Source organism: Aeromonas sp. s13 (genome assembly GCF_040907905.1).
Lineage (GTDB): Bacteria > Pseudomonadota > Gammaproteobacteria > Enterobacterales > Aeromonadaceae > Aeromonas > Aeromonas veronii.
In genome coordinates, this window is the sequence record NZ_JBFOCS010000035.1 from 37,845 (window position 1) to 59,033 (window position 21,189).

Here is a 21,189-nt window from a genome sequence, read left to right on the forward strand (position 1 = left end):
ATGGAGAGAGTCTGGTTGCCAACCCTTGTCACACCATCACTTTATCAGTCCAGAGTCTCCGCATTTTTACAGCAATACACTGGGTTCATAGGGAGGAGAGCCGTGCATCGGGGGGATACAGAGTAGCAGCTGGCTGTTTTATCACCGCCAATTTCCCCGTTGGCCTCGGAATAGACATGGCTGCAGCAAGAGTGAGGTGCGCAATAGAGCAGAGGCGTACTCTCTGGCTGGGCTGGGCTGGGCTGGGCTGGGCTGGGCTGGGCGCGAGTAGCGATCCGCGTGGCCGGTGCATCTGCGTGAGTCATGTGAGTGCAATACGAGCGCAGCGCCGGAGCATGGTTGGGGAAGATATCTGAGTCCCTTCTACAAGATTGAGATATAAAAAGCGGTGTATGACGAGGAGGCTGAACAAGCTGGTTTCAGGGGCGACAGAGCGCAGGTCAACTCAATCCGGTGCGCAGTGATAAAACATCCACGACGATACCGGAACTTTGTTCGTATGCTGATGTCGGTTGCTGTGAGGAGAGGAAGGCTAGTGATCTGTCAGATGGCGCAAGGGTTGGTAATCAGGCAACCCGTATGGTGAGGGCCACACAGCGTGCCGATGCACCCGTTTTTGTAAGATATTAAAAAACCCTCCGATGGAGGGTTTCTGTCATCAACAGCCGGTAAAAGCCGCTTGGCTTAGAACAGGGTGGTGGAAAGGTTGTAAAGCTCCTGATCGAACGGACGCTTCATGTTCTCGATGCAGTCGATGATGTCGTGGTGTACCAGCTCGTTGCGCTGGATACCGACGCAGCGACCACCGTGACCAGCCAGCAGCTGCTCAACAGCGTAAGCCCCCATACGGCTGGACATGATGCGGTCACGGGCAGTCGGGGCACCGCCACGCTGGATGTGGCCCAGGATGGTGGCGCGGGTTTCACGACCGGTCAGGGCTTCGATGTCTTTAGCCAGTGCGTTCACGTCGGTAACGTGCTCGCAGATGGTGATGATGGCGTGCTTCTTGCCCTTGGCTTCGCCTTCCTTGATCTGCTTGAGCAGCTTCTCTTTGTCGAAGGCTACTTCCGGCACGATCACATACTCGGCACCACCGGCAACGGCGGCAGACATGGCCAGATCGCCACAGTGGCGGCCCATGATCTCGACCACGGAGATACGGTGGTGGGAGCTGCAGGTGTCACGCAGACGGTCGATGGCGTCAACCACCACGTTCAGAGCGGTATCAAAACCGATGGTGAAGTCGGTACCGGCGATATCGTTGTCGATGGTGCCCGGCAGGCCGATGCAGGGGAAACCCTCTTCGGTCAGCTTCTTGGCCCCCATGTAGGAGCCGTCACCACCGATGACGACCAGCGCATCGATACCGTGCTTTTTCAGGTTTTCGATCGCTTCGGCGCGCACTGCGGGGTCTTTGAAGGCAGGGAAACGGGCGGAGCCGAGGAAAGTACCACCACGGTTCACCACGTCGGAGACGCTGTGACGCTCCAGCTTGACGATGCGATCCTGGTGCAGACCGAGGTAGCCATCATAAATACCGTAAACTTCCAGGCCATGATGCAAACCGGCGCGAACCACGGCGCGAATGGCTGCGTTCATACCCGGTGCGTCGCCACCACTGGTCAAAACACCAATACGTTTGATTTGTTTGGTCATGAGTGCCTCTGGATCTGAGTTGTCAAATACGAATGTTTAAATAGACAAGCCACTTTTACTATATCGGCTTTCATATGGGATGCGGGGGCCACCATAGGAAAAGCGATACAAGAGAGGGGACGAGCCCCTCTCTTTGCCGTAATCAGCGATTACTTGGCAGCGCCAGCGATGATCTGGGAGAAATCGTCCACTTTCAGGGACGCACCACCGACCAGGCCACCGTCGATGTCCGGCTGACCGAACAGGTCGGCTGCAGTGGCGCCAGTGACGGAACCGCCGTACAGGATCTGTACTTTGGCTGCAACGGCGGCATCAAAACCGGCCAGGTACTGACGGATGTGAGCGTGAACGGACTGAGCGATTTCCGGAGTGGCAGTCTTGCCAGTACCGATGGCCCATACCGGCTCGTAAGCGATAACGGCGTTGTTGAAGGAGGCGATACCGCAACGGTCGATAACGGCTTTCAGCTGGGTCTCAACCACGTTCTTGGTCACGCCGGCTTCGAACTGCTCCAGAGTTTCACCGATGCACAGAACCGGGATCAGGCCGCCTTTCTGGATCGCTTCGTACTTGGCAGCAACCACGTCGTCAGTCTCTGCGTGCAGGGTACGACGCTCGCTGTGGCCGACCAGAGAGTAGGTGCAACCGAAGGCTTTCAGCATGGAGGGGGCGTTTTCGCCGGTGAAGGCACCAGACTCGTGTACGTCGGCGTTCTGGGCACCGTAGGCAATCTTGCTGCCAGCGGTCAGTTGCTCAACCAGACCCAAAAAGATAACCGGCGGGCAGACGGCGACTTGCACAGAAGGATGAGCGGCAGCAGCCGGGGTCAGTCCTTTGATCAGAGCTTCTACAGAAGCCTTGGTGCCGTTCAGTTTCCAGTTACCCATTACCAGGTGCTGTCTCATCTTGTATATCTCCTAGGCATTTGATTGCGCGACATTATATGAATTGAACCGAGCCCAAGATAGCTGACCCGGCGGCAAATGACGTAATTTTTTTTCGCTTTCCTGATCCAAATCAGGAATGAAACGCTTGATCGCTCATTCGTTAACCTGCCCCCGCAAGCGAGCCCACCATACCCCAATCCATTCGTGGATGGCAGCTTCGGAATACATCAGATAACGCCCTTTGGGTAAATAACTGTAGAGGGGCTGGGGTACCTGGCTCTGCTTGGCGGTGTAGTCGGTGGGGGCTGGCACGGCCTTGAGTCCCTGACCCTGATAGAGGGCCATGGCGCGCGGCAAATGAGTGGCCGAACTGACCAGTGCCACCTCTTTTCCCTTGAGGTGACGACTGATACTGACCGCTTCATCATGAGTGTCTTTGTTGTTTTCAAACAACGTCATTCGCGAACGGGATATGCCAAGGCTCTCGGCCATCCGGGCATTGACCTCGGCATTGGAGAGGGTATCCCCCGATACATAGCCGGAGAACACCAGCTCGGCGTCCGGATAGGCCTGGGCGAGGCGAACCCCTTCGAGGGTGCGGGCCAGGGCGATATTGTTCTGCCAACTGCGCATCGGCACCGCCGGGTCGCTGACATGACCATTGCCGAGCACCACTATGGCCTCGATGTTGGGATGCTGGCTCACCTCGAACGGCGGGTAGGTCTGCTCCAGCCCGCGGGCCAGTTCATAGCTCACCGGCCGCATCCCCATCAGCGCCACAATGAGCAGCGAGAGGGTGGCCAGCAGCTTGCCGGTTTTCTGAAAACGGGTGAACCAGAGCAGCAGCAGGGCGAGCAGCAGCAGGGAGAGGGAGAAGGGGAGCGGCATCAACAGCTGACCAAGCCACTTTTTGAGCACAAACACGGCAGACACTTCCTTGAGTTTTCAGCAAATTCGGGATGTGACAGAATACCTCTCTTTTTTGGGATGGCCACAACCCTGTGGCGCTAATGTTGAGTTTCTCCTTGAAGCACGATCAGAGTTTTGACGGGCGCGCCGACAAGTTCGCTCGCAACATTTACGACTCCACCAAGGGGCGCATCCGCACCACCATTGTCTGGAGCGACATCGAAGCCTGCCTGGCCCGCCTTGGCAACCGACCGCTGCGCATCCTCGATGCGGGGGGCGGTTTTGGCTATTTTGCCCAGAAGCTGGCGGCCATGGGCCATCAGGTGGAGCTGTGCGATCTGTCAGCAGAAATGCTGGAACTGGCCCGCAGCCAGATCGCCGAGAAGGGGCTGGAAGACAAAATTCGTCTCATCCATTGCCCCATTCAGGATCTGAAGCAACACGTGACCGGGACCTTTGATCTGGTGCTCTGCCATGCGGTGCTGGAGTGGCTTGCTGAGCCGCGCCAGACCTTGCTGGGTCTGTTCCCTTTCGTCAATGCCGGGGGCATACTGTCGCTGCTTTTCTACAACCGTCATGGCTTGCTGTTCCAGAGCCTGGTGGTGGGCAATTTTGACTATGTGCGCCTTGGTCTTCGCAAGAAGCGTCAGACAGCGCTTACGCCCACTAATCCCCAGCTGCCGGAGCAGGTCTATGACTGGATTGGTCGCGGGGGGCTGCGCATCATCGGCAAGACCGGGGTGCGGGTCATCCACGACTATATGCGTCACAAGCAGGATCAGGTGGAGAAGTTCGACGATCTGCTGGCCATGGAGCAGCAATATTGCCGTCAGGAGCCTTTTGTCTCCCTCGGTCGCTATATCCATGTGATGGCCCAGAAGCCGGCCAGCTGATTGTTCGCTGTTCACGTCGATGTGGACCATGTTTTCGATGCTACCGGATGTAGCCGCGCGCACGATTTTGCGCCCAATACAACAACGAGATGACAACATCATGATGAGTACATCCCGTACCCTGCCAGAGCGTTCTTTGCCGGAGCTAGTAGGGTGGGTCAGGCAGGAGGGGTTGGCGTTGAGCCTGCCAACCGACCGGCTGGCCTTTCTGATTGCAATCAAGACCTTGTCCGAGGATGAGTCGGACCTGTCGGAAGCAGCACTGCACGACGCTTTTGGCTATGTCAGCAGCGCTTTTGGCCAGATGGACGAGACCCTCACAGGTCGCGCCAACAACGCCATCAACGATCTCATTCGCCAGCAGCTGCTGTCGCGTTTCAACACCGACATGGTGGCGGGGGAGAGCCTCTACCGCCTGTCGCGCCTGGGTGTGAGCATCGTCGACTTCTTTATGGATCAGCGTCAGGTTGACTCCATCAAGCTCTCCATCCTGCTCGAGCACCTGGCTTCCGAGCTCGACACCGCCCGCAAGGCGGCGCTTGAGACCAACACCCGTGAACAGTGGGATGCCGAGGTGCTGCCGCGCCTCACCTTCTCGCTGGAAGAGACTCTGGGGCGCATCGATCTCACCCAGCGCGCCATGGATGAGCAGCAGAATCAGGTCAAGAGCGAAATCGCGGCCCTGCTGACCCAGAACTGGGTCGATGCCATTCACAGCTGCGAAAAACTGCTGCACGAAACCGGCCAGACCCTGCGCGAGCTGCAGGATACCCTGGACGCTGCCGGCCACCGCCTGCAGGCGGGGCTGCTCAACATTCAGGAAGCGGCGCAGGGGCGCGACGATCTGTTCCACGTCGAGGAGCTGACTCACGCCTTGCAGGGGCGGCTGGATGTGATCACCAGCTGGGGTCAGCAGTGCATCGAGCTCTGGTCCCGCTACGACAGACACGTCCACAAATTTATCCGCAACGCCATCGATATGGACAAGAACCGCGCCTTCAGCCAGCGGCTGCGCGAGTCCATTCGCAACTTCGAGCAGCACAACTGGCAGCTGCGGGTGGCCGAAGAGCCCCGTCTGCTGGAGCTGCGCGACGAAACCATCGCCATCCACGACGAGGAGGTGACCGGCGAGGTGCCCCTCGAGATGGAGTACGTCGAGATGGTGGACATCAACCAGGAGCTGGCCGAGCGCATCGAGCGCTATCTGGCCCGCTACCCCGAGCAGGGCCGGCAGCTGGACTTGGCCGATGTGCTGCGGGAATACCTGCTGGACTACCCGGCTCATGCCCACTTCGATGTGGCGCGTCTTCTGATCGACCAGGCCGTGCGCCTGGGCCATGCCAGCGGCGAGCGCGAACTGCATCGCCAACCCGCATGGAAACCCATTAACCAAGCTGGATCCAAGGTTCAGGCCTATGTCATTGATCAATACTGAGTTTCCCTTGCCGCTGCGGCTCGCAGAGGCGATTGCCAACCCCTTGTTTCCGCGCATCGACACCGCCTTGCGCTCCGGTCGCCACATCAGTGCCGACGAGTTCGAGCAGCATTCGGCGCTGGTCGAATATCACAGCGAGCTGGAGATCTTCTACGGCCGCTATCAGGTGGAGCTGATCAAGGCGCCGGAAGGCTTCTTCTACCTGCGTCCGCGCCCGAGCTCCGACATCGGCACCACAGTGCTCTCCGAGCTCGATATGCTGGTGGGTAAGGTGCTCTGCTACCTCTATCTGAGCCCGGATCGTCTGGCTTCGGAAGGGGTATTCGCCATGGCCGAGCTGCAGGAAGAGGTGCTGAGCCTCGCCGACGAGAAGCAGTTGCTGCGGATGGTCAACAGCCGCTCCGGCGGTACCGATCTCGACAAGAAGAAGTTGCTCGAAAAGATCCGTACCTCCATGCGCCGTCTGCGCCGCCTTGGCATGATCACCGCCCTTGGCAACGGAGATAAATTCCGGGTCAACGAATCGGTGTTCCGTTTCGCCGCCGACGTGCGCTCTGATGAAGATCCGCGTGCCGTCCAGCTGCGGATGATCCAGGAGGGTGAAGCCATCTTCCACGACGACGAAATGCCGAGCAGCGACTCGCTCTTTGATGACATCGAGGCGGATCTCGATGAAGAACAACTGGATCTGGAGGTATAACCGGTGCGAGGCAAGTTCAAATCCCTGACCATGGTCAACTGGAACGGCTTCTTTGCCCGGACCTTCGATCTCGACCAGCTGGTCACTACCCTTTCCGGCGGCAACGGCGCGGGCAAGTCCACCACCATGGCGGCCTTTATCGCGGCGCTCATCCCCGACCAGTCACTGCTTCACTTCCGTAATACCACAGAAGCGGGATCGAGCAGCGCCTCCCGTGACAAGGGGCTCTACGGCAAACTGCAGCGCGGTCACTGCTACTCACTTCTGGAAGTGATGAATAGCCGCGAACAGCGGATCTGGGTCGGCGTGCACCTCGAGCAGGTGGCCAACCGCGACAACAAGGTCAACATCACTCCATTTGCGCTGGTGGATGTGCCGGAAAATCTGGCACCGACCGATCTGCTGCTGGAGAAGCTCGATGGCGGCAAGGGGCGGGTACGCGCCTTTACCGATCTGAAAGGGGCGGCCGCCGAGCTGGGGGCGCTGAAAGTCGCCAAATTCAATACGGTGACCGACTATCACAACTTCATGTTCGAGTTCGGCATCACCCCGAAGAAGCTGCGTGATCAAAAAGATCGCGGCAAGTTCTATCGCCTGATCGAAGCTTCCCTCTACGGCGGCATCTCCTCGTCCATCAGCCGTTCCCTGCGCGAATACCTGCTGCCGGAGAACTCCGGGGTGCGCAAGGCGTTTGCTGACATGGAGGCGGCCATCTATGAAAACCGCCGCACGCTGGAAGCGATCAAGGAAACCCAGGGTCAGCGGGATCTGTTCAAGAACCTGATCACCGAGACCACCCACTATGTGGCGGCGGACTATGTGCGCAACGCCGCCGAGAAGAGCCGCCTCTCCGAGCTGGCCCTCAAGGCGCGCCAGGAGCTGGCCGACAAGCGCCGCATTCTGGCCGAAGAGAAACAGCGCGCCATCTATCTGGCCGACGAGGTGGAGCAACTCACCAACCGCGAGAAACTGCTGACCGACGAGCTGGAGTCTGCCTCCGAGCACCTTGCCAAGGTGATGGCGGCTGTCAGTTTGCAGAAGAAGATCGAGATGTATCGCGCCGATCTGGCGGATCTCTCTGACAAACTCGAGCAGCAGCAGGCGGTGGTGGAGGAGATCCACGGCCAGCTGCTGGAAGTGGAAGAGCGCAAGGAGCTGGCGCAGGCAGAAGTCGACAGCCTCAAGACCCAGCTGGCCGACTACCAGCAGGCGCTCGATATCCAGCAGACCCGCGCCATCCAGTACCGTCAGGCGGTGCAGGCGCTGGAGGCTGCCCGCGAGCAGTGCGAGCTGCCGGGGCTGACCGCCGAACAGGCGAGCGACACCCTGCACCAGTTCCGCGCCGCCGAGCAGAGCCTCACCAGCCGGGTGCTGGGGGCAGAACAGCAATTGGCGCTGGCCAAGGCGGCAGTGGCCGAGCACGAAGCGGCGCTGGCGCTGCTTTTGAGCATCGCCCCCGAGACAGTGCGCGAGGCCGCCTGGCCCACCGCGCAGGCGCTGCTCAAGCGTCACATCGAAGACAAGGCCCGTATTGCCCAGGGGCAGGGGCTGCGCGCCGCGCTGGCTCGCCTCGAGAAAGAGAGCGAAAGCCAGAAAAATCTCTTCAAGCTGCGTGACGAGCTGCAGCAGGCCTCTGGCCAGCTTATCGCCAGCAGCGATGAGCTGGAGATCTTCCTCGAAGCCCAGCGCACCCGTCAGGAGGAGCTCTCCGAGCAGCAGGCGGAGGTGAATCAGCGCCGCGCCAGCCTCGAGCATCAGGGCACCCAGCTGGGCCGCGATATTGCTGAGCTGACCAAGCTGGCGCCGCGCTGGCTCAAATCCTTTGAAAAGCTCGAGCAGCTGCGCGAGCAGAGCGGTTTGCCGCTGACTACCGCCGAAGAGCTTTCGGCTGGCATGCAGACAGTGCTCGACAAGGAACGCGAGTTCGAGCAGGAGAGCAACCGCATCGCGGCGCAGAAACAGGCGCTGGAGCTGCAAATTCGCAATCTGCAGCTGGGGGCAGGCGAGGCGGATCCGCGCTTGGCTCGCATCGCCGAGCAGGTGGGGGGGGTGCTCCTCTCCGATGTCTACGACGACATCTCCATCGACGATGCCCCTTACTACTCCGCGCTCTACGGCCCGGCTCGCAGCGCCCTGGTGGTGCTCGACCTTGAGGGCGCCATCGAGCGGCTGAAAAAGCTGGAAGATTGCCCGGAAGATATCTACCTGATTCAGGGCAACCCCGACTCCTTTGACGAGGATCTGGTGGAAGCCGATGAGCTGGGGGACGCCGTGCTGGTGCGCACCAGCAAGCGTCAGGTGCGCTTCTCCCGCTACCCCGAGCTGCCGCTGTTTGGCCGCGCCGCCCGTGAAAAGCGGATCGAGCAGCTCGACCTTGAGCGTGAAGGGCTGATCGAGGGTTACGCCAAGGCCGCCTTCGAGCAGCAGAAGTACCACCGTCTCTACGGTCACTTCCGCGACTTTATTGGCCAGCATCTGGATATCGCCTTCCGCCCCGACCCCGAAGCCGAAGTGCAGGCCAAGCAGGCCGAACTGCGCGCGCTGCAAGGGGCCATCGGCGAGTGCGACAAGCAGCTGAGTGATGCCAAAGCGGCCGCCGCCCAGCTGACCCGCCATATCCAGCTGGTGCAGGGGATGCTGCCCTTTGCTCACCTGTTTGCCGAGACTGATCTGGCTGCCCGCCTTGAGGCGGCTCATGCTGACGTGGACGCGCTGAAACAGGCCGAAGCCTTTATCGCCAAACACGGCAAATCGCTGGAAAAACTGGAAACCATGGTGCAGGTGCTGCGTCAGGATCCGCAGGATCTGGCGGCGCTGCAGGCAGCTTACGATGAGGTGAGCGACCTGCTGGCCGAGCAGAAGCGCCGTTGCTACGCCCTCGATCAGCTGGTGGCTCGTCTGCCGCATTTTGCCTATCAGGATGCGCAAGACCTGCTGGGCAAGGCCTCCGAGATGAGCGAGCGACTCAAAGAGAAGCTGAAAGCGGCCGAGCTGGCAGCCCGCACCGCTGGCGAGCAGCACAAGCAGATTGCCCTGCGCCACACCGAGGCGCTACAACTGCGCACCGCCCTCAACTCCAGCGTCGAGGCCAAGCGCCAGACCCTGACCGAGTTCGAGCAGGAGCTGGCGGCCATGGGGCTGACCCTCTCTGATGACATGGAAGAGAAGGCGCGCGCCCACAAGAAAGAGATCGAAGAGCTGCTGATCCGCACCCGTTCCCGTCGCACCAGCGCCGAGGCCCAGTTGCAGGTCACCAAGCGCGAGATCGAATCCCTTGGCGGTCGTCTCAAGCTCGAAGGCAAGGATTACTACAGCGCCCGTAAATCTCTGGTGGGCCACAAGGCGAGCTGGTCGCGGGTGGTGCGGCTGGCGCGGGAGACCGATGTCGAGAAGCGTTTAAATAAGCGCGAGCTGGCGTATCTTGACAGCGACGAGCTGCGCTCTATGTCAGACAAGGCCCTTGGCGCCCTGCGGGTAGCGGTGGCCCACGACGAAGCTCTGCGCGATGCGCTGCGTCTTTCCGAGGGCAACCGCAGCACCGAGCAGAAGGTCGCCTTCTACGTGCAGGTTTACCGTTACCTCAAGGATCGCATCCGCAACGACATCATCCGCTCCGATGATCCGGTGGAAGCGATCGAGGAGATGGAGATCGAGCTGGCGCGTCTGGCTGACGAGCTCAAGCAGCGGGAAACCCATCTGTCGCTCTCCTCCCACGAGGTGGCGGCCAAGATCACCAACATCATCCGCCGCGAGCAGAACCGCATCCGGGTGCTCAACCAGGGTTTGCAGAACATCGCCTTCGGTCTGGTGCGCGGGGTGCGCCTCAACGTCAATATCCGCGAGGCCCACACCCGTTTGCTGACGGCGCTGGCCGACCAAACTGCCATGCACAACGATCTGTTCGCCGACAAGGAGCTCAGCTTCTCCGAGGCGATGGCCAAGCTGTTCCAGCGCCTGAATCCGCAGATCGAGCAGGGGGATCGCAGCTATCAGGTGATGGGCGACGTGCTGCTCGACTATCGCAACTATCTGGAGCTGGAGATCGAGGTGCAGCGCGGGGCCGACGGTTGGCTGCGGGCCGAGAGCGGCGCGCTCTCCACCGGTGAGGCGATCGGTACCGGTCAGGCGATCCTGCTGATGGTGCTGATCAGCTGGGAGGAGGAGTCCCGCCGTCTGCGCGGCAAGGATATCGCTCCCTGCCGCCTGCTGTTCCTCGACGAAGCGGCCCGACTGGATGGCAAATCCATCGCCACCCTGTTCGAGCTGTGCGAGCGGCAGGATATGCAGCTGCTTATCGCGGCGCCCGAGAACATCAGCCCCGAGAAGGGCACCACCTACAAGCTCATCCGCAAGGTGCAGGGCAAGCACGAGCACGTGCATGTGGTGGGTTTGCGTGGCTTCGGCTTTGCCGACGACAAGCTGATTGCCTGAGAAGTTTCTGGCCCATCCCGACACGGGATGACCGGTAACTAGTTGAAAGGGAGGCATTTGCCTCCCTTTTTACATGGAAGATATGGCAAAGTAGCCGCACGGTCGCTGCTGCCTGACAACAAGGCGAGTAACATGGTGAGTGCCTTGGAGCTATGGCAAGGTGAGAGCTCCCGCCTGCAAGTGTGTCGCCAGCGTCACCGGCCGCATCGAAGAAGAAAAATGGCGCATAGCGAAAAGAAGAAGAGAGGAGAGGTGAAAGGTGCAACATATCCAGAAAGGGCTGCTGTTATCTCTTTGCCTGCTGCTGGCGGCCTGTAGCAGCCGTTATGACGAGAGTCACGGCGGTAGCTGGCGCGGCTATAGCGAGACCGGTTACGCCAGCTATTATGCCGACCGTTATCATGGCAAAAAGACCGCCAGCGGCGAGATCTATCGCAACAACCTCAATAGCGCCGCCCATATGGAATTGCCCTTTGGCACCATCGTGCGGGTCACCAATCTCGCCAACGGCAAGAGCGTAGTGGTCAAGGTCAATGATCGTGGCGCCTTTAAAAGCGGGCGAATTATCGATCTCTCCAAATCTGCCTTTAGCGCCATCGGCAATATTCGCGACGGGATTATCAAAGTAAAAATAGAGGCGCTCTAGCAGTCCACTTGTTCAGTGGCGTGAACAGAGTGTCCGTTCTGTATGGCTATATCCTGCAAGTCTGCCCTCTTACACTGCTCCGTATCCAAGAGGTACACCCAATCGAAATACTTGAATGATTGATCTGATAACGGAGCAGATGAAGATGAATGAAGAGAAACTGGTGTCCATCGCAGTGCTTAAAGCTAGAGCCGGTATGAGGGAGCAGCTGCGCCGGGAGTTGATCAAGCTTATTGAGCCTACTCGGCACGAACCGGGTAACTTGGACTATGTGCTGTTTGAATTGCGGGATGAGCCAGGCACCTTTTACATGCGTGAGGCATTCGTCAGCCAAGCCGCGTTGGATAGCCATTGTCAGACTGACTATTTTCAGGCCTTTGCCGCTCAGGCTGAGTCTCTGCTTGCAGAGCCACTGCAGCTTATTTTCCTGGATGAGGTCAGTTACTCTTAATCCATTCGGGCCAGAGGGCCCGATTTTTTATTCATATCTCAAGTGCGAGATAAGATGCGTTTCAAGCAAGTTATCACGCCAGTCTTTTGCCAGCCTGCATCTACTAATCCTCTGATTTTTAATTACTCTCTCCTGTTTATATCCAAGATGTTTTCATCTTCCTGTTAACGGATGAGATATCCAAATGAGAATTTAATTTGGGCTCAAGCCCAGTGGTAGTGGTATAACCTGCTATCGCAGGAAGGCATACCAAAAGATGGTGCTGACCATCAGCGCGTCGATATGAGGTAGGCAGGGAGGACGATAATGGTTATTGAACTTGTAGATGTACCGCAAAGTGAATTTGAGCAGGTCTTTACTGCCGTGAAACAGGGGATTTTTCCCTATGTTGAGGCGCTCTTTGGCTGGGATGACCAATTTCAACGCGAGCGACTAACCAGCTCCTATCTGCCGCAATGGTTTTCGTGGATCCTGCATGGTGGAGAACGCATTGGTTTGCTATGTAGCAAGCCATATGAGGATGCCCAGCATGTTCATCTGCTGATCATTTTCCCTCAGTATCAGGGGCGGCAGCTTGGTGCTGCCGTGATGGAACGCCTTCATCAGGAGGCTGAGCGTGAGGGCAAATGCCGGGTCACCTTGTCCAGCTTCACAGAGAACCATAGGGCGATACGGTTTTATGAGCGCCTTGGTTACAACGTGGTCGAAGAGGATCAGGCGTTTGTCTCCATGTCCCGGCCGTTGGGCTGTGACCTCGGATTGAAAAAAGTGGTTAATGGAGAGTTGTGATGGCGGTTTTGAATATTTTGACGACACCAGACCCCAGGTTGAGGCTCAAGGCCGAGCGAGTTGAGGATATTGCTGCCGTACAGGGGCTGATCGATGACATGCTGGAGACCCTGTATGCGACGGAAAACGGGATTGGCTTGGCCGCGACTCAAGTCGGGCGCAAAGAAGCAGTCGTTATTATCGACTTGTCCGAGAGCAGGGATCAGCCGCTGGTTTTGATTAATCCACAAGTGATAAGCGGTACTGAAAAGATGCTTGGGCAAGAGGGCTGTCTCTCCGTGCCGGATTACTACGCGGATGTCGAGCGTTACAGTTCGGTGGTGGTATCTGCACTGGATCGAAAAGGCAATCCGATTACGATTGAGAGCAGCGATTTTTTGGCCATAGTCATGCAGCATGAAATTGATCATCTGGATGGCAACTTGTTCATTGATTACCTGTCACCGCTCAAACGGCAGATGGCACTCAAACGAGTTAAAAAATCTCTCAAGTCCGCCAGTTAACATCTGCGGATAGTGGCTGGCCGTTTTAGTTATGTGGAGAGCAGGCAGAATGAAAGTGGCAAGATGGAATGTCAGGGCGCTGTTTGGCCGCAATAGCAATGAGGTGCGGGGACGTTATGGGCTGAAGGCTCTGCTGTTGCTGGGAACATTGTGGGTAGCACTCCCCGTATCAGCCGACGAAGAGCAGTTGCCGGCCGAATATCGCCCCTTTGTGCAGCAGTTGGTCGATGCGGCGGAAGCCCGGGATCATCAGGCCCTTGCCAATCAAATGAAATACCCCTTCAAGCAGGAGTATCCCATTCCCGCCATTAAAAACGCGTCGGAGATGCTGACCCGTTTCGACGAGGTATTTGATGACGCCATATTAAAAAGCATCGCGACCTCCCGGGTCGGGCAGGATTGGCAGGCCATGGGCTGGCGCGGCATCATGTTGGGCAGTGGTGAGGTCTGGATGGATTTCGATGGCAAGGTGATCGGTATCAATCATCAGACGGCGCAGGCCGCCAAATTGAAAGCCGAGCTTATCGCCAGGCAGAAGAGCGGTCTGCATCTTAGTGTGCGGGAGTACAAGAACCCCGCTTTGATGTGGCAGACCGAGAAATTTAACATCCGCATCGACGAGTTGGACGATGGCCACTATCGCTACGCCTCCTGGGCCAAGGGCAAGATGCTCGCCGACAAGCCGGATCTGGTGCTGAAAAATGGCACCGTCAGGGTGGAGGGGACGGGGGGCAATCATACCTATCTCTTCACGAGCGGCCCCTATCGCTACGAGTGCGTTGTAACCGTATTGGGTGAGCGAGGCGTGCCACCGGGTGAGCTGGTGGTCTATAAAAACGACGTCGAGATAGTGCACCAACCGGTGATCAAGGTGCTGTGACAGCAAATCCACATAAAGAGAGATCAAAGAGCGGCCAGGTGCCGCTCTTTTGCTTTCGCAAACTGAGGGATGAGCTTCGCTAGCTTTGCGGCACCCTGACCCCTTTATCGAGATAGAGGCTGCTGTAGTGGGCGCGGTGGGTGACAAACATCACCTGATGGCGGCTGCCGTCGGAGAGGATAATAAAATCCCCCGCCTGGGCGGGGCTCTGCAAGGTGATCTCCTGCTCGGGGGCGGTCAGGCGATCGACATCTTCCTTGAAGGTGAGGGTGTAAGAGTACATATGGCGCTCCACTGCTGGCTCATATCAAACGCTTCGTTGAAGGTAGTTGCTGGCAAGGGGACGCGCGGCGCCCGATTGGCGCTGTTAGACCAAATAGCGGTGATGAGAACGTGCGTGGTTTCAGCTGGGTTGTTTTGCTGAGGTGCGCTTGAGGCCTTTACATCAAGGCCATTGGTATCAAAAGCGATGGGAAAGGGGCGAAAAGGAGGATGAAAAAACCGCCAGTTGGCGGTTTTTCTTATGCGATGGGTCCTACTTCAGGGCCTTCTTCAGCTTCTTGATCTTGCCTTCATGCTTGGCAATTTTCTCAAGACGAGCGGCGATCTTCTTTTTGATCTCTTTCTTGCTTGCTTTGGCCATCGGTGGCGCTCCTTTGCAGTGGGGACACATGAAGTGTCAGTGTGGGTCTTCCCTTTGACGTCCCAGAGTGCCACAGGGCTCCTTTGTGAACCAGTACTCTGTTGCTTTAATAGCCAGCTCGCTATAACTGCAAGGGGCTGAGCCAGCGCAGCAGTTGCTGGCCCACTTGCGGGCTGGTGAGCAGGGCCATATGGCTGGTGCGATAGACAATCAGGGTATGGGCAGGAAGAAAAGCCAGCTGATGGCGCGCCTCGCTGTGCTGGCCAAGGGCGCTGCGCAGCGGCACCAGTCCATCGCCAATCAACCGGTCGGCCAGCAAGCTGCGCTTGGCGGCAGTGGTCGCGGCGATGGCATAGCAGTTGACGCCACCGGGCAAGGGGAGTGGCGAGCGAGGATCCTGTGAGGGGACGGCGGGATCCGGCCGTGCAACGGTATCGCTCACCTTGCCGTGGCGCAGATCCTTGATGCCAGCACTGCGCAGCCGCGCCAGCCTGACGAAGGGCTCGCTGTAGGCGGTGGCGGGCAGCAACTGTTCCAACCAGTGACCTGCATGTTCGAGCGGTGCGCCGTGGTGTGGTGTGCCGAGAAAGATCAGGTTGGCAAGGTGCGCAGGCCAGGTGAGCCCGGCCACGCCGGCATGGTGGCAGGCGCTGCGGGCAACCAGTCCCCCCATGCTGTAGCCCATTATCGTTATCTCTTTGAGCTCTCCCGGCCAGTGGGCGAGCAACTGCTCCAGCAGCAGGGCAAGTTGCTGCCCGTTTTGTGCGATGGGCAGGCCCGAGTTGTAGCGCAAATAAAGAGGCTGATAGCCAAGCGCGTTGGCAAGTTGCTCCCCGTGATTGACCGGTTTGCCTTGGTGCTCGGTCTGCCACTGTAGATCGTTCATGCAGAGGCCATGGATCATCAGCAGTACCCGTCCCTCGCGGGGTAGATCCTTTGGCATCGCTTGCCAATCGAGGGGCTTGCCCTGATAGCGCAGTGTCATGGGGGTGGCGAAGGCATTGTGGTGCTCGACCAGCTTGTCCCCCAATACGCCGTTGAGCGTGGCGATCAGGGCCGCGCGTTTCGGGGTTTCGGGGATCTGGTGTGGCGGTGGTGTGGCTGGCAGGCGGCTGAGCAGTTGGTTGAGGCCGCTGCTTAGGTTGTTGGCGGCGCCATGTACCCCCTTGTAGACCAGCCCGGTGATCCCGGCTGTTTTTCCCTCATCCACTCCCTTGAGCCCCATACCGCTCAGTACCGCCTGATGTACCGCTTCGGTGATCTCTACCGCGGCGGGCAGCGCCAGAGACAGCAGGTGCGCCAGCTCGCGGATATCCGAAAGATGCCAGGAAGAGGATGGCGAGGGGTTTGTGGCGTCGGTCATGGCAAGCCCTTGTGAAAGCGGGTATCGCGTTGTCGTGCCGCGAAGAGCGCAGCGTATCTCTATATCAAACCAGCTTGCGCCCTTTGTGGCGGGTTTACCAGTAACGGGACGGGCATGGCTGGGCTGATAAGAACCGCTTGCGAAGCCGGTCACGGTAATGACAGGGAAAATCACCTCTACTTCGTCATATGAAGCTACATGGAGAGGTGAGGATGTCGCTGTTTGATGAGGTGCAGGTACAGGCGCTCTGTGCAAAGTTGCTCGATAGCCAGAACGAGAAGGGGTGCTCCCTTGAGAGTCGGCATGGCCGCAAGTTGAAGGATCTGTTGCAGGCAGTAGCCGGGAGCAAGCCGGTTGGCCGAGGTGCTCATTATGTGTTGACCGACGCGGGGCGGACTTATCTGACCTGACAACTGGCACGGGCAGCGCCCCCCGAACCGGACAAGCGTAAGCAGCTGCGACGTCTGGGAGTGAGTTTGCCTGCACGGCTCAATCAGGCCTGCTTTTATGCCCTCTGGTATGGGGATAGCAAGCATCCGCGGTCAGCACCCCTTGCCGCGCCAAGGCTTGCGGACTTGACGCTCACGCAAGATGAGGTGATCCGCATCCGTACCCTCGAACCGTTCTCGCTAGTCGATCGGCAGGGTCAGCAGCACGATATGACGGTAATGATGGCGCTGCTGGGGGAGTTGGCGTTGCCGGAGCGGACTCTGGGCACGCTGGCGGCCATCGGCTGGCAAGGGGAGCGGGTCATTACGGTGGAGAACAAGGGAGCCTTTGTCGACTACCCGCTGCAACCCGGGCAACTGCTGCTTTTTGCCCCCGGTCGCAATACCACCCTGGCCAAGCAGCTGATCCCGCTGCTGCCTGCGGGCGTGCAGTGGGCACATTTCGGTGATCTCGATCAACGGGGTATCGATATTGCCGTCGAGCTGGCGCGCGAGCTAAATCGTCCTGCCATGCTCTGGCTCCCCTGTGAGCTGCAGCCTTATCTGGAGCACTATGCCCGTCCGGTACGCACCTTTGCGGCGGGCAGTGGCAAGGTGCCCAGGCGTGTGACGACGCTGGCTGATCAGGTTGATGGTCATGGCTCGCCGGCAGGCGTTCCCTGGCTTGAGAAACTGATCAAAGACGGGACTTGGCTGGAGCAGGAGGTATTGATTCTGGCCCCTCACTGGCGGAGCTGGTCATTGGAAGAGATGGGCAATCAGGTGTGAAACGGGGAGCCCGGGCTCCCCGTCATTTGTGGTCTGCTGCTTACTTGGCGTTGATGGGCCCCTTGGTGCCGGCATCATTATCGACCCAGCCATCTTCACCCTTGATGCGGCGATCCCCCTGAATGGTGTAGATGACCATGCCATCCTTGAACACCAGCGCACCATCGGATTTCTTGGCATTGACCTTCTTGTCGTTGACCCACACCTGATCCTTGCCATCGATGCGGATATTGGCCACGGTGGCGCCGGTTTGGGGGAAGGTGGCGATCCAGTTGCCCGCATAGGGGCTGGCGCTGGTTGCCGCGGCCGGAGCATTGCCAACACCGGCAGCCGCGTTCTCAGCCTTGGTTTTATTGATATCGCAGCCATTGAGCTCGCTCACCTGAGTGCAGCCCGAGCGCTCCAGCTTCTGCTCATAGCTCAGATTCAGACCGCCCTCCGCGGCCGGGGCGGCCGTGCCAAATCCCGCCTTGGCATTTTCCGCTTTGGTTTTGTGAATGTCACAGCCCTGCGCCTCGGTGACCTGGGTGCAGCCGGATCGCTCCAGTTGCTCGGCATATTTGGCACTGATGGCGTGGGCAGGGGCGATCCCGAGCAGGGTCAGGGTGATGAGCAGAGCAGCATTCCTGGACATAGATAATCCCTCAAAGATGTAAGTCATGCAGGTTCATCCGCGCAGTTGCGGCAGTGAACGTCGGCCTCTTCTGAGCATCCGAGACAGATGCGCAGCTGGCGTATTCACGTTAGCACCTTGGGCCAACCGCGCCCAGCGATGTGGCCGGAAGATAAGGCGAGAGGTGATACAGGCGGGGAGCGAAGGGGAGACGGGATAGCAGCAGTGTCAACGCTGGAGAGATCCTTCCAAGAGAAAAGGTGTTGCGGGCATTATCATAATGATAACGACAGCCCAGCTGATATCATTTCAGCCCCTGAAACTGACCTTTGATGATAATTCTCACCGATGCCGAGATATCGCCTCTGATTATTATCACCCGGCAATTTTATCGCTTGGTCACCCTATCCATCCTTTTATGGAATAAACCGCTGAAATAGCCGCTGATTTTGTGGGTGGCATCACACACTTTTGCCATTTATTAATATCTGCCTGCATTTTATTGGTTTGGCACGGTTATTGATTGCCTCATATCGACGCTAACCGACGCGCTCACCCACAACCGGGATGCTGGTGACATCGTGAGTGAAAGGGGAGCTATCCATATCTCATCCAATGATTGGGGCGAACGATGAAAGCAGTTAACGAATTAATCAAAGAGATCAGAGCACTCAAATCCAACCTGCATGAAAAAGATTTTCTGCTGACCTGGGAGCAAACGCCTCAGGAGCTGGAGCTGGTATTGAAATTGGCCGAATCTCTCAAGACCCTGCGCGCCGAAAATATCTGCACCAAATTGTTTAACAGCGGGCTCGGTATCTCGGTTTTCCGCGATAACTCCACCCGAACCCGCTTCTCTTACGCCTCTGCGCTGAACCTGCTCGGTCTGGCCCAGCAGGATCTGGATGAGGGCAAATCCCAGATCGCCCATGGCGAAACCGTCCGTGAAACGGCCAACATGATCTCCTTCTGCGCCGATGCCATCGGGATCCGTGACGACATGTTCCTCGGTGCCGGCAACGCCTATATGCGCGAAGTGGGCGCCGCATTGGATGAAGGATTCGAGAAGGGGGTGCTGCCCCAGCGTCCGGCGCTGGTCAACCTGCAGTGCGACATTGATCACCCGACCCAGTCCATGGCTGATCTCGCCTGGTTGCAGGAGCACTTCGGCAGCCTGGAGAGCCTCAAGGGCAAGAAGATTGCGATGACCTGGGCTTACTCCCCCAGCTACGGCAAGCCGCTCTCCGTGCCCCAGGGCATCATCGGCTTGATGACCCGTTTCGGTATGGACGTGACCCTGGCCCATCCGGAAGGGTATGACCTGATCCCAGACGTGATCGAAGTGGCCAAGGAGAATGCCAAGGCCTCCGGTGGCAGCTTCCGTCAGGTCACCTCGATGGAAGAGGCGTTCAAAGATGCCGATATCGTCTATCCCAAGTCCTGGGCCCCCTACAAGGTGATGGAGCAGCGCACCGAGTTGCTGCGCGCCAATGACCACGCCGGCCTCAAGGAGCTGGAGAAACATTGCCTTGAGCAGAACGCCAAGCACAAGGATTGGCACTGCACCGAGGAGATGATGAAGCTCACCAAGGGTGGCGAAGCGCTCTATATGCACTGCCTGCCGGCCGATATTTCCGGCGTCTCCTGCAAGGAAGGGGAAGTAACCGAAGGGGTATTCGAGAAATACCGTATCGCCACTTACAAAGAGGCGAGCTGGAAGCCCTATATTATTGCCGCCATGATCATGGCCCGTAAATTCTCCGCCCCGGCAGAAACCCTGGAAAATCTGATTAAAGAGGCGCAAAAGCGGGTGAAATAAATAACGGCAGGGCAGGGTGAATATTCATCCTGCCCACACTGTCGAACCCATTATTTTGAGTTTTCTCTCCGTGTTATCTGAATAACGGATCTCCCGGCGAGGCAGCTCTTTGTCAGGTAACGCCTAGTGAGGTAAGCATGTCCCAATTTTCGCTGAAGATGGATATTGCCGATAACCGCTTTTTTACCGCCGAGCCATCTCCGCTTTTTTCTCGCGCCGAAGCACAAAAGGCCCGTGCCTTTCATAAAAAACTGGCCGGTTATGAGCCGACCCCATTGTGTGACCTGAAAGATCTGGCCGCCTATATCGGGGTGAAAAATATATTGGTCAAGGACGAGTCAAAGCGCTTTGGCCTCAATGCCTTCAAGATGCTGGGTGGCGTTTATGCCATCGCCAACCTGCTCTGTGAAAAGTACGGGGTGGCCATCGAGGATTTCTCCTTCGATCTCATCAAACGCACCATCAAGGAGCCGATGACTTTCGCCACCACCACAGATGGCAACCACGGTCGCGGCGTTGCCTGGGCCGCCAAGCAGGTGGGCCAGCATGCGGTGGTCTACATGCCCAAGGGCTCGGCCCAAGAGCGGGTTGACCACATTCTCAATCTCGGTGCCGAGTGCATCGTCACCGACATGAACTACGACGATACCGTGCGCCTGACCATGAAAATGGCGGAAGAGCGCGGTTGGCACATAGTGCAGGACACCGCCTGGGAGGGCTACACCAAGATCCCGACCTGGATCATGCAGGGTTACTCCACTCTGGCCGACGAAGCGGTCGAGCAGATGCAGGCCATGGGCATCAAGCAGCCGACCCACGTGCTGCTGCAGGCCGGGGTCGGGGCGCTGGCGGGCGGTGTGCTCGGTTATCTGGTGGACTGCTTCGGGGCGAAAAACCTGCACAGTATCGTGGTCGAACCGGATCAGGCCGACTGCATCTACCGCTCCGGTGTGGTGGGGGAGATGGTCAACGTGGGGGGCGATATGCGCACCATCATGGCCGGTCTCGCCTGTGGCGAACCCAATCCGCTCGGTTGGCCATTGCTCAGAAGCTGTACCACCCAGTTTATCTCCTGTCACGACAAGGTGTCGGCATTGGGCATGAGAGTGCTTGGCAACCCTCTTGGCAATGATCCCCGCATCATCTCCGGTGAGTCCGGCTCGGTCGGTACCGGCGTGTTGGCGGCGGTGCGTCACCACCCGGATCGCGCGGCGCTGATGGAACGTCTGGGGCTAAGTCGCGACTCCGTGGTGCTGATCATCAACACCGAAGGGGACACCGATGTGACCCACTACCGGGAAGTGGTGTGGGAAGGCAAACATCCTGCCTGCGATTAACCCCGGCTGTGAGTAAT

General features: G+C 58.3%; 17 protein-coding genes and 1 pseudogene. 12 read left to right on the forward strand and 6 right to left on the reverse strand.

Annotated features, from left to right (window positions below; translation table 11 throughout):
* Positions 1-684: 684 nt before the first annotated feature.
* From pfkA to elyC, 3 genes are all read right to left on the reverse strand, one after another.
* The gene (pfkA, locus tag AB5Y82_RS05115) at positions 685-1,656 is read right to left on the reverse strand and encodes a 6-phosphofructokinase (protein WP_005336840.1); all 972 of its coding nucleotides are present in this window, start codon (positions 1,654-1,656) and stop codon (positions 685-687) included.
* Between the two features lie 149 nt (positions 1,657-1,805).
* Positions 1,806-2,561 (reverse strand): triose-phosphate isomerase, encoded by a 756-nt coding sequence (gene tpiA / locus AB5Y82_RS05120; RefSeq protein ID WP_047440675.1) that lies wholly within the window; start codon positions 2,559-2,561, stop codon positions 1,806-1,808.
* Between the two features lie 135 nt (positions 2,562-2,696).
* Positions 2,697-3,467: an envelope biogenesis factor ElyC gene (gene elyC, locus AB5Y82_RS05125; RefSeq protein ID WP_058058823.1), complete on the reverse strand. Its 771-nt coding sequence runs from the start codon at positions 3,465-3,467 to the stop codon at positions 2,697-2,699.
* A 101-nt stretch (positions 3,468-3,568) separates the two neighbouring features.
* Here elyC and cmoM point away from each other — a divergent pair, with 101 nt between their 5' ends.
* From cmoM to AB5Y82_RS05170, 9 genes are all read left to right on the forward strand, one after another.
* On the forward strand, positions 3,569-4,345 hold the full coding sequence (gene cmoM, locus AB5Y82_RS05130; RefSeq protein ID WP_033113262.1) for a tRNA uridine 5-oxyacetic acid(34) methyltransferase CmoM: 777 nt from the start codon (positions 3,569-3,571) through the stop codon (positions 4,343-4,345).
* Positions 4,346-4,445: 100 nt separating this feature from the next.
* Complete coding sequence (mukF, locus tag AB5Y82_RS05135; protein ID WP_201902077.1) at positions 4,446-5,780, forward strand: chromosome partition protein MukF; 1,335 nt, start codon at positions 4,446-4,448, stop codon at positions 5,778-5,780.
* Entirely contained in the window at positions 5,761-6,480 is a 720-nt protein-coding gene (mukE, locus tag AB5Y82_RS05140) for a chromosome partition protein MukE (RefSeq protein ID WP_005345759.1), read from the forward strand. The genes mukF and mukE overlap by 20 nt, the downstream gene beginning before the upstream one ends.
* A 3-nt stretch (positions 6,481-6,483) precedes the next feature.
* Positions 6,484-10,911, forward strand: a complete 4,428-nt coding sequence (mukB, locus tag AB5Y82_RS05145) for a chromosome partition protein MukB (protein WP_368173731.1) — start codon at positions 6,484-6,486, stop codon at positions 10,909-10,911.
* Between the two features lie 259 nt (positions 10,912-11,170).
* A complete protein-coding gene (locus tag AB5Y82_RS05150; protein WP_162632607.1) occupies positions 11,171-11,557 on the forward strand; it encodes a septal ring lytic transglycosylase RlpA family protein in 387 nt (128 codons plus the stop codon).
* A gap of 139 nt (positions 11,558-11,696) precedes the next feature.
* Positions 11,697-12,008, forward strand: a complete 312-nt coding sequence (locus AB5Y82_RS05155) for a putative quinol monooxygenase (protein WP_129503961.1) — start codon at positions 11,697-11,699, stop codon at positions 12,006-12,008.
* A gap of 306 nt (positions 12,009-12,314) precedes the next feature.
* Positions 12,315-12,797, forward strand: a complete 483-nt coding sequence (locus AB5Y82_RS05160) for an N-acetyltransferase (protein WP_159143774.1) — start codon at positions 12,315-12,317, stop codon at positions 12,795-12,797.
* The gene (gene def / locus AB5Y82_RS05165) at positions 12,797-13,300 is read left to right on the forward strand and encodes a peptide deformylase (protein WP_159143773.1); all 504 of its coding nucleotides are present in this window, start codon (positions 12,797-12,799) and stop codon (positions 13,298-13,300) included. Before AB5Y82_RS05160 ends, def begins: the two co-directional genes overlap by 1 nt.
* 49 nt (positions 13,301-13,349) lie before the next feature.
* Complete coding sequence (locus tag AB5Y82_RS05170; protein WP_159143772.1) at positions 13,350-14,180, forward strand: hypothetical protein; 831 nt, start codon at positions 13,350-13,352, stop codon at positions 14,178-14,180.
* 79 nt (positions 14,181-14,259) lie between these two features.
* Here the strand turns inward: AB5Y82_RS05170 and AB5Y82_RS05175 are convergent, their stop codons facing one another.
* A complete protein-coding gene (locus AB5Y82_RS05175; protein ID WP_005352285.1) occupies positions 14,260-14,463 on the reverse strand; it encodes a hypothetical protein in 204 nt (67 codons plus the stop codon).
* Between the two features lie 481 nt (positions 14,464-14,944).
* On the reverse strand, positions 14,945-16,186 hold the full coding sequence (locus AB5Y82_RS05180; RefSeq protein ID WP_368173732.1) for a lipase family alpha/beta hydrolase: 1,242 nt from the start codon (positions 16,184-16,186) through the stop codon (positions 14,945-14,947).
* 212 nt (positions 16,187-16,398) lie between these two features.
* Between AB5Y82_RS05180 and AB5Y82_RS05185 the strand changes: the two are divergent.
* Positions 16,399-17,403 (forward strand): annotated as a pseudogene (locus AB5Y82_RS05185) (Wadjet anti-phage system protein JetD domain-containing protein).
* Positions 17,404-17,443: 40 nt separating this feature from the next.
* Here AB5Y82_RS05185 and AB5Y82_RS05190 read toward each other — a convergent pair.
* Positions 17,444-18,037 (reverse strand): hypothetical protein, encoded by a 594-nt coding sequence (locus AB5Y82_RS05190; RefSeq protein WP_042055951.1) that lies wholly within the window; start codon positions 18,035-18,037, stop codon positions 17,444-17,446.
* Between the two features lie 610 nt (positions 18,038-18,647).
* Here AB5Y82_RS05190 and ygeW point away from each other — a divergent pair.
* Both ygeW and dpaL read left to right on the forward strand, forming a co-directional pair.
* Positions 18,648-19,835, forward strand: coding sequence for a knotted carbamoyltransferase YgeW (gene ygeW / locus AB5Y82_RS05195; RefSeq protein WP_005336811.1), 1,188 nt, complete (start codon positions 18,648-18,650; stop codon positions 19,833-19,835).
* Between the two features lie 137 nt (positions 19,836-19,972).
* Complete coding sequence (dpaL, locus tag AB5Y82_RS05200) at positions 19,973-21,172, forward strand: diaminopropionate ammonia-lyase (protein ID WP_368173733.1); 1,200 nt, start codon at positions 19,973-19,975, stop codon at positions 21,170-21,172.
* Positions 21,173-21,189 lie beyond the last annotated feature (17 nt).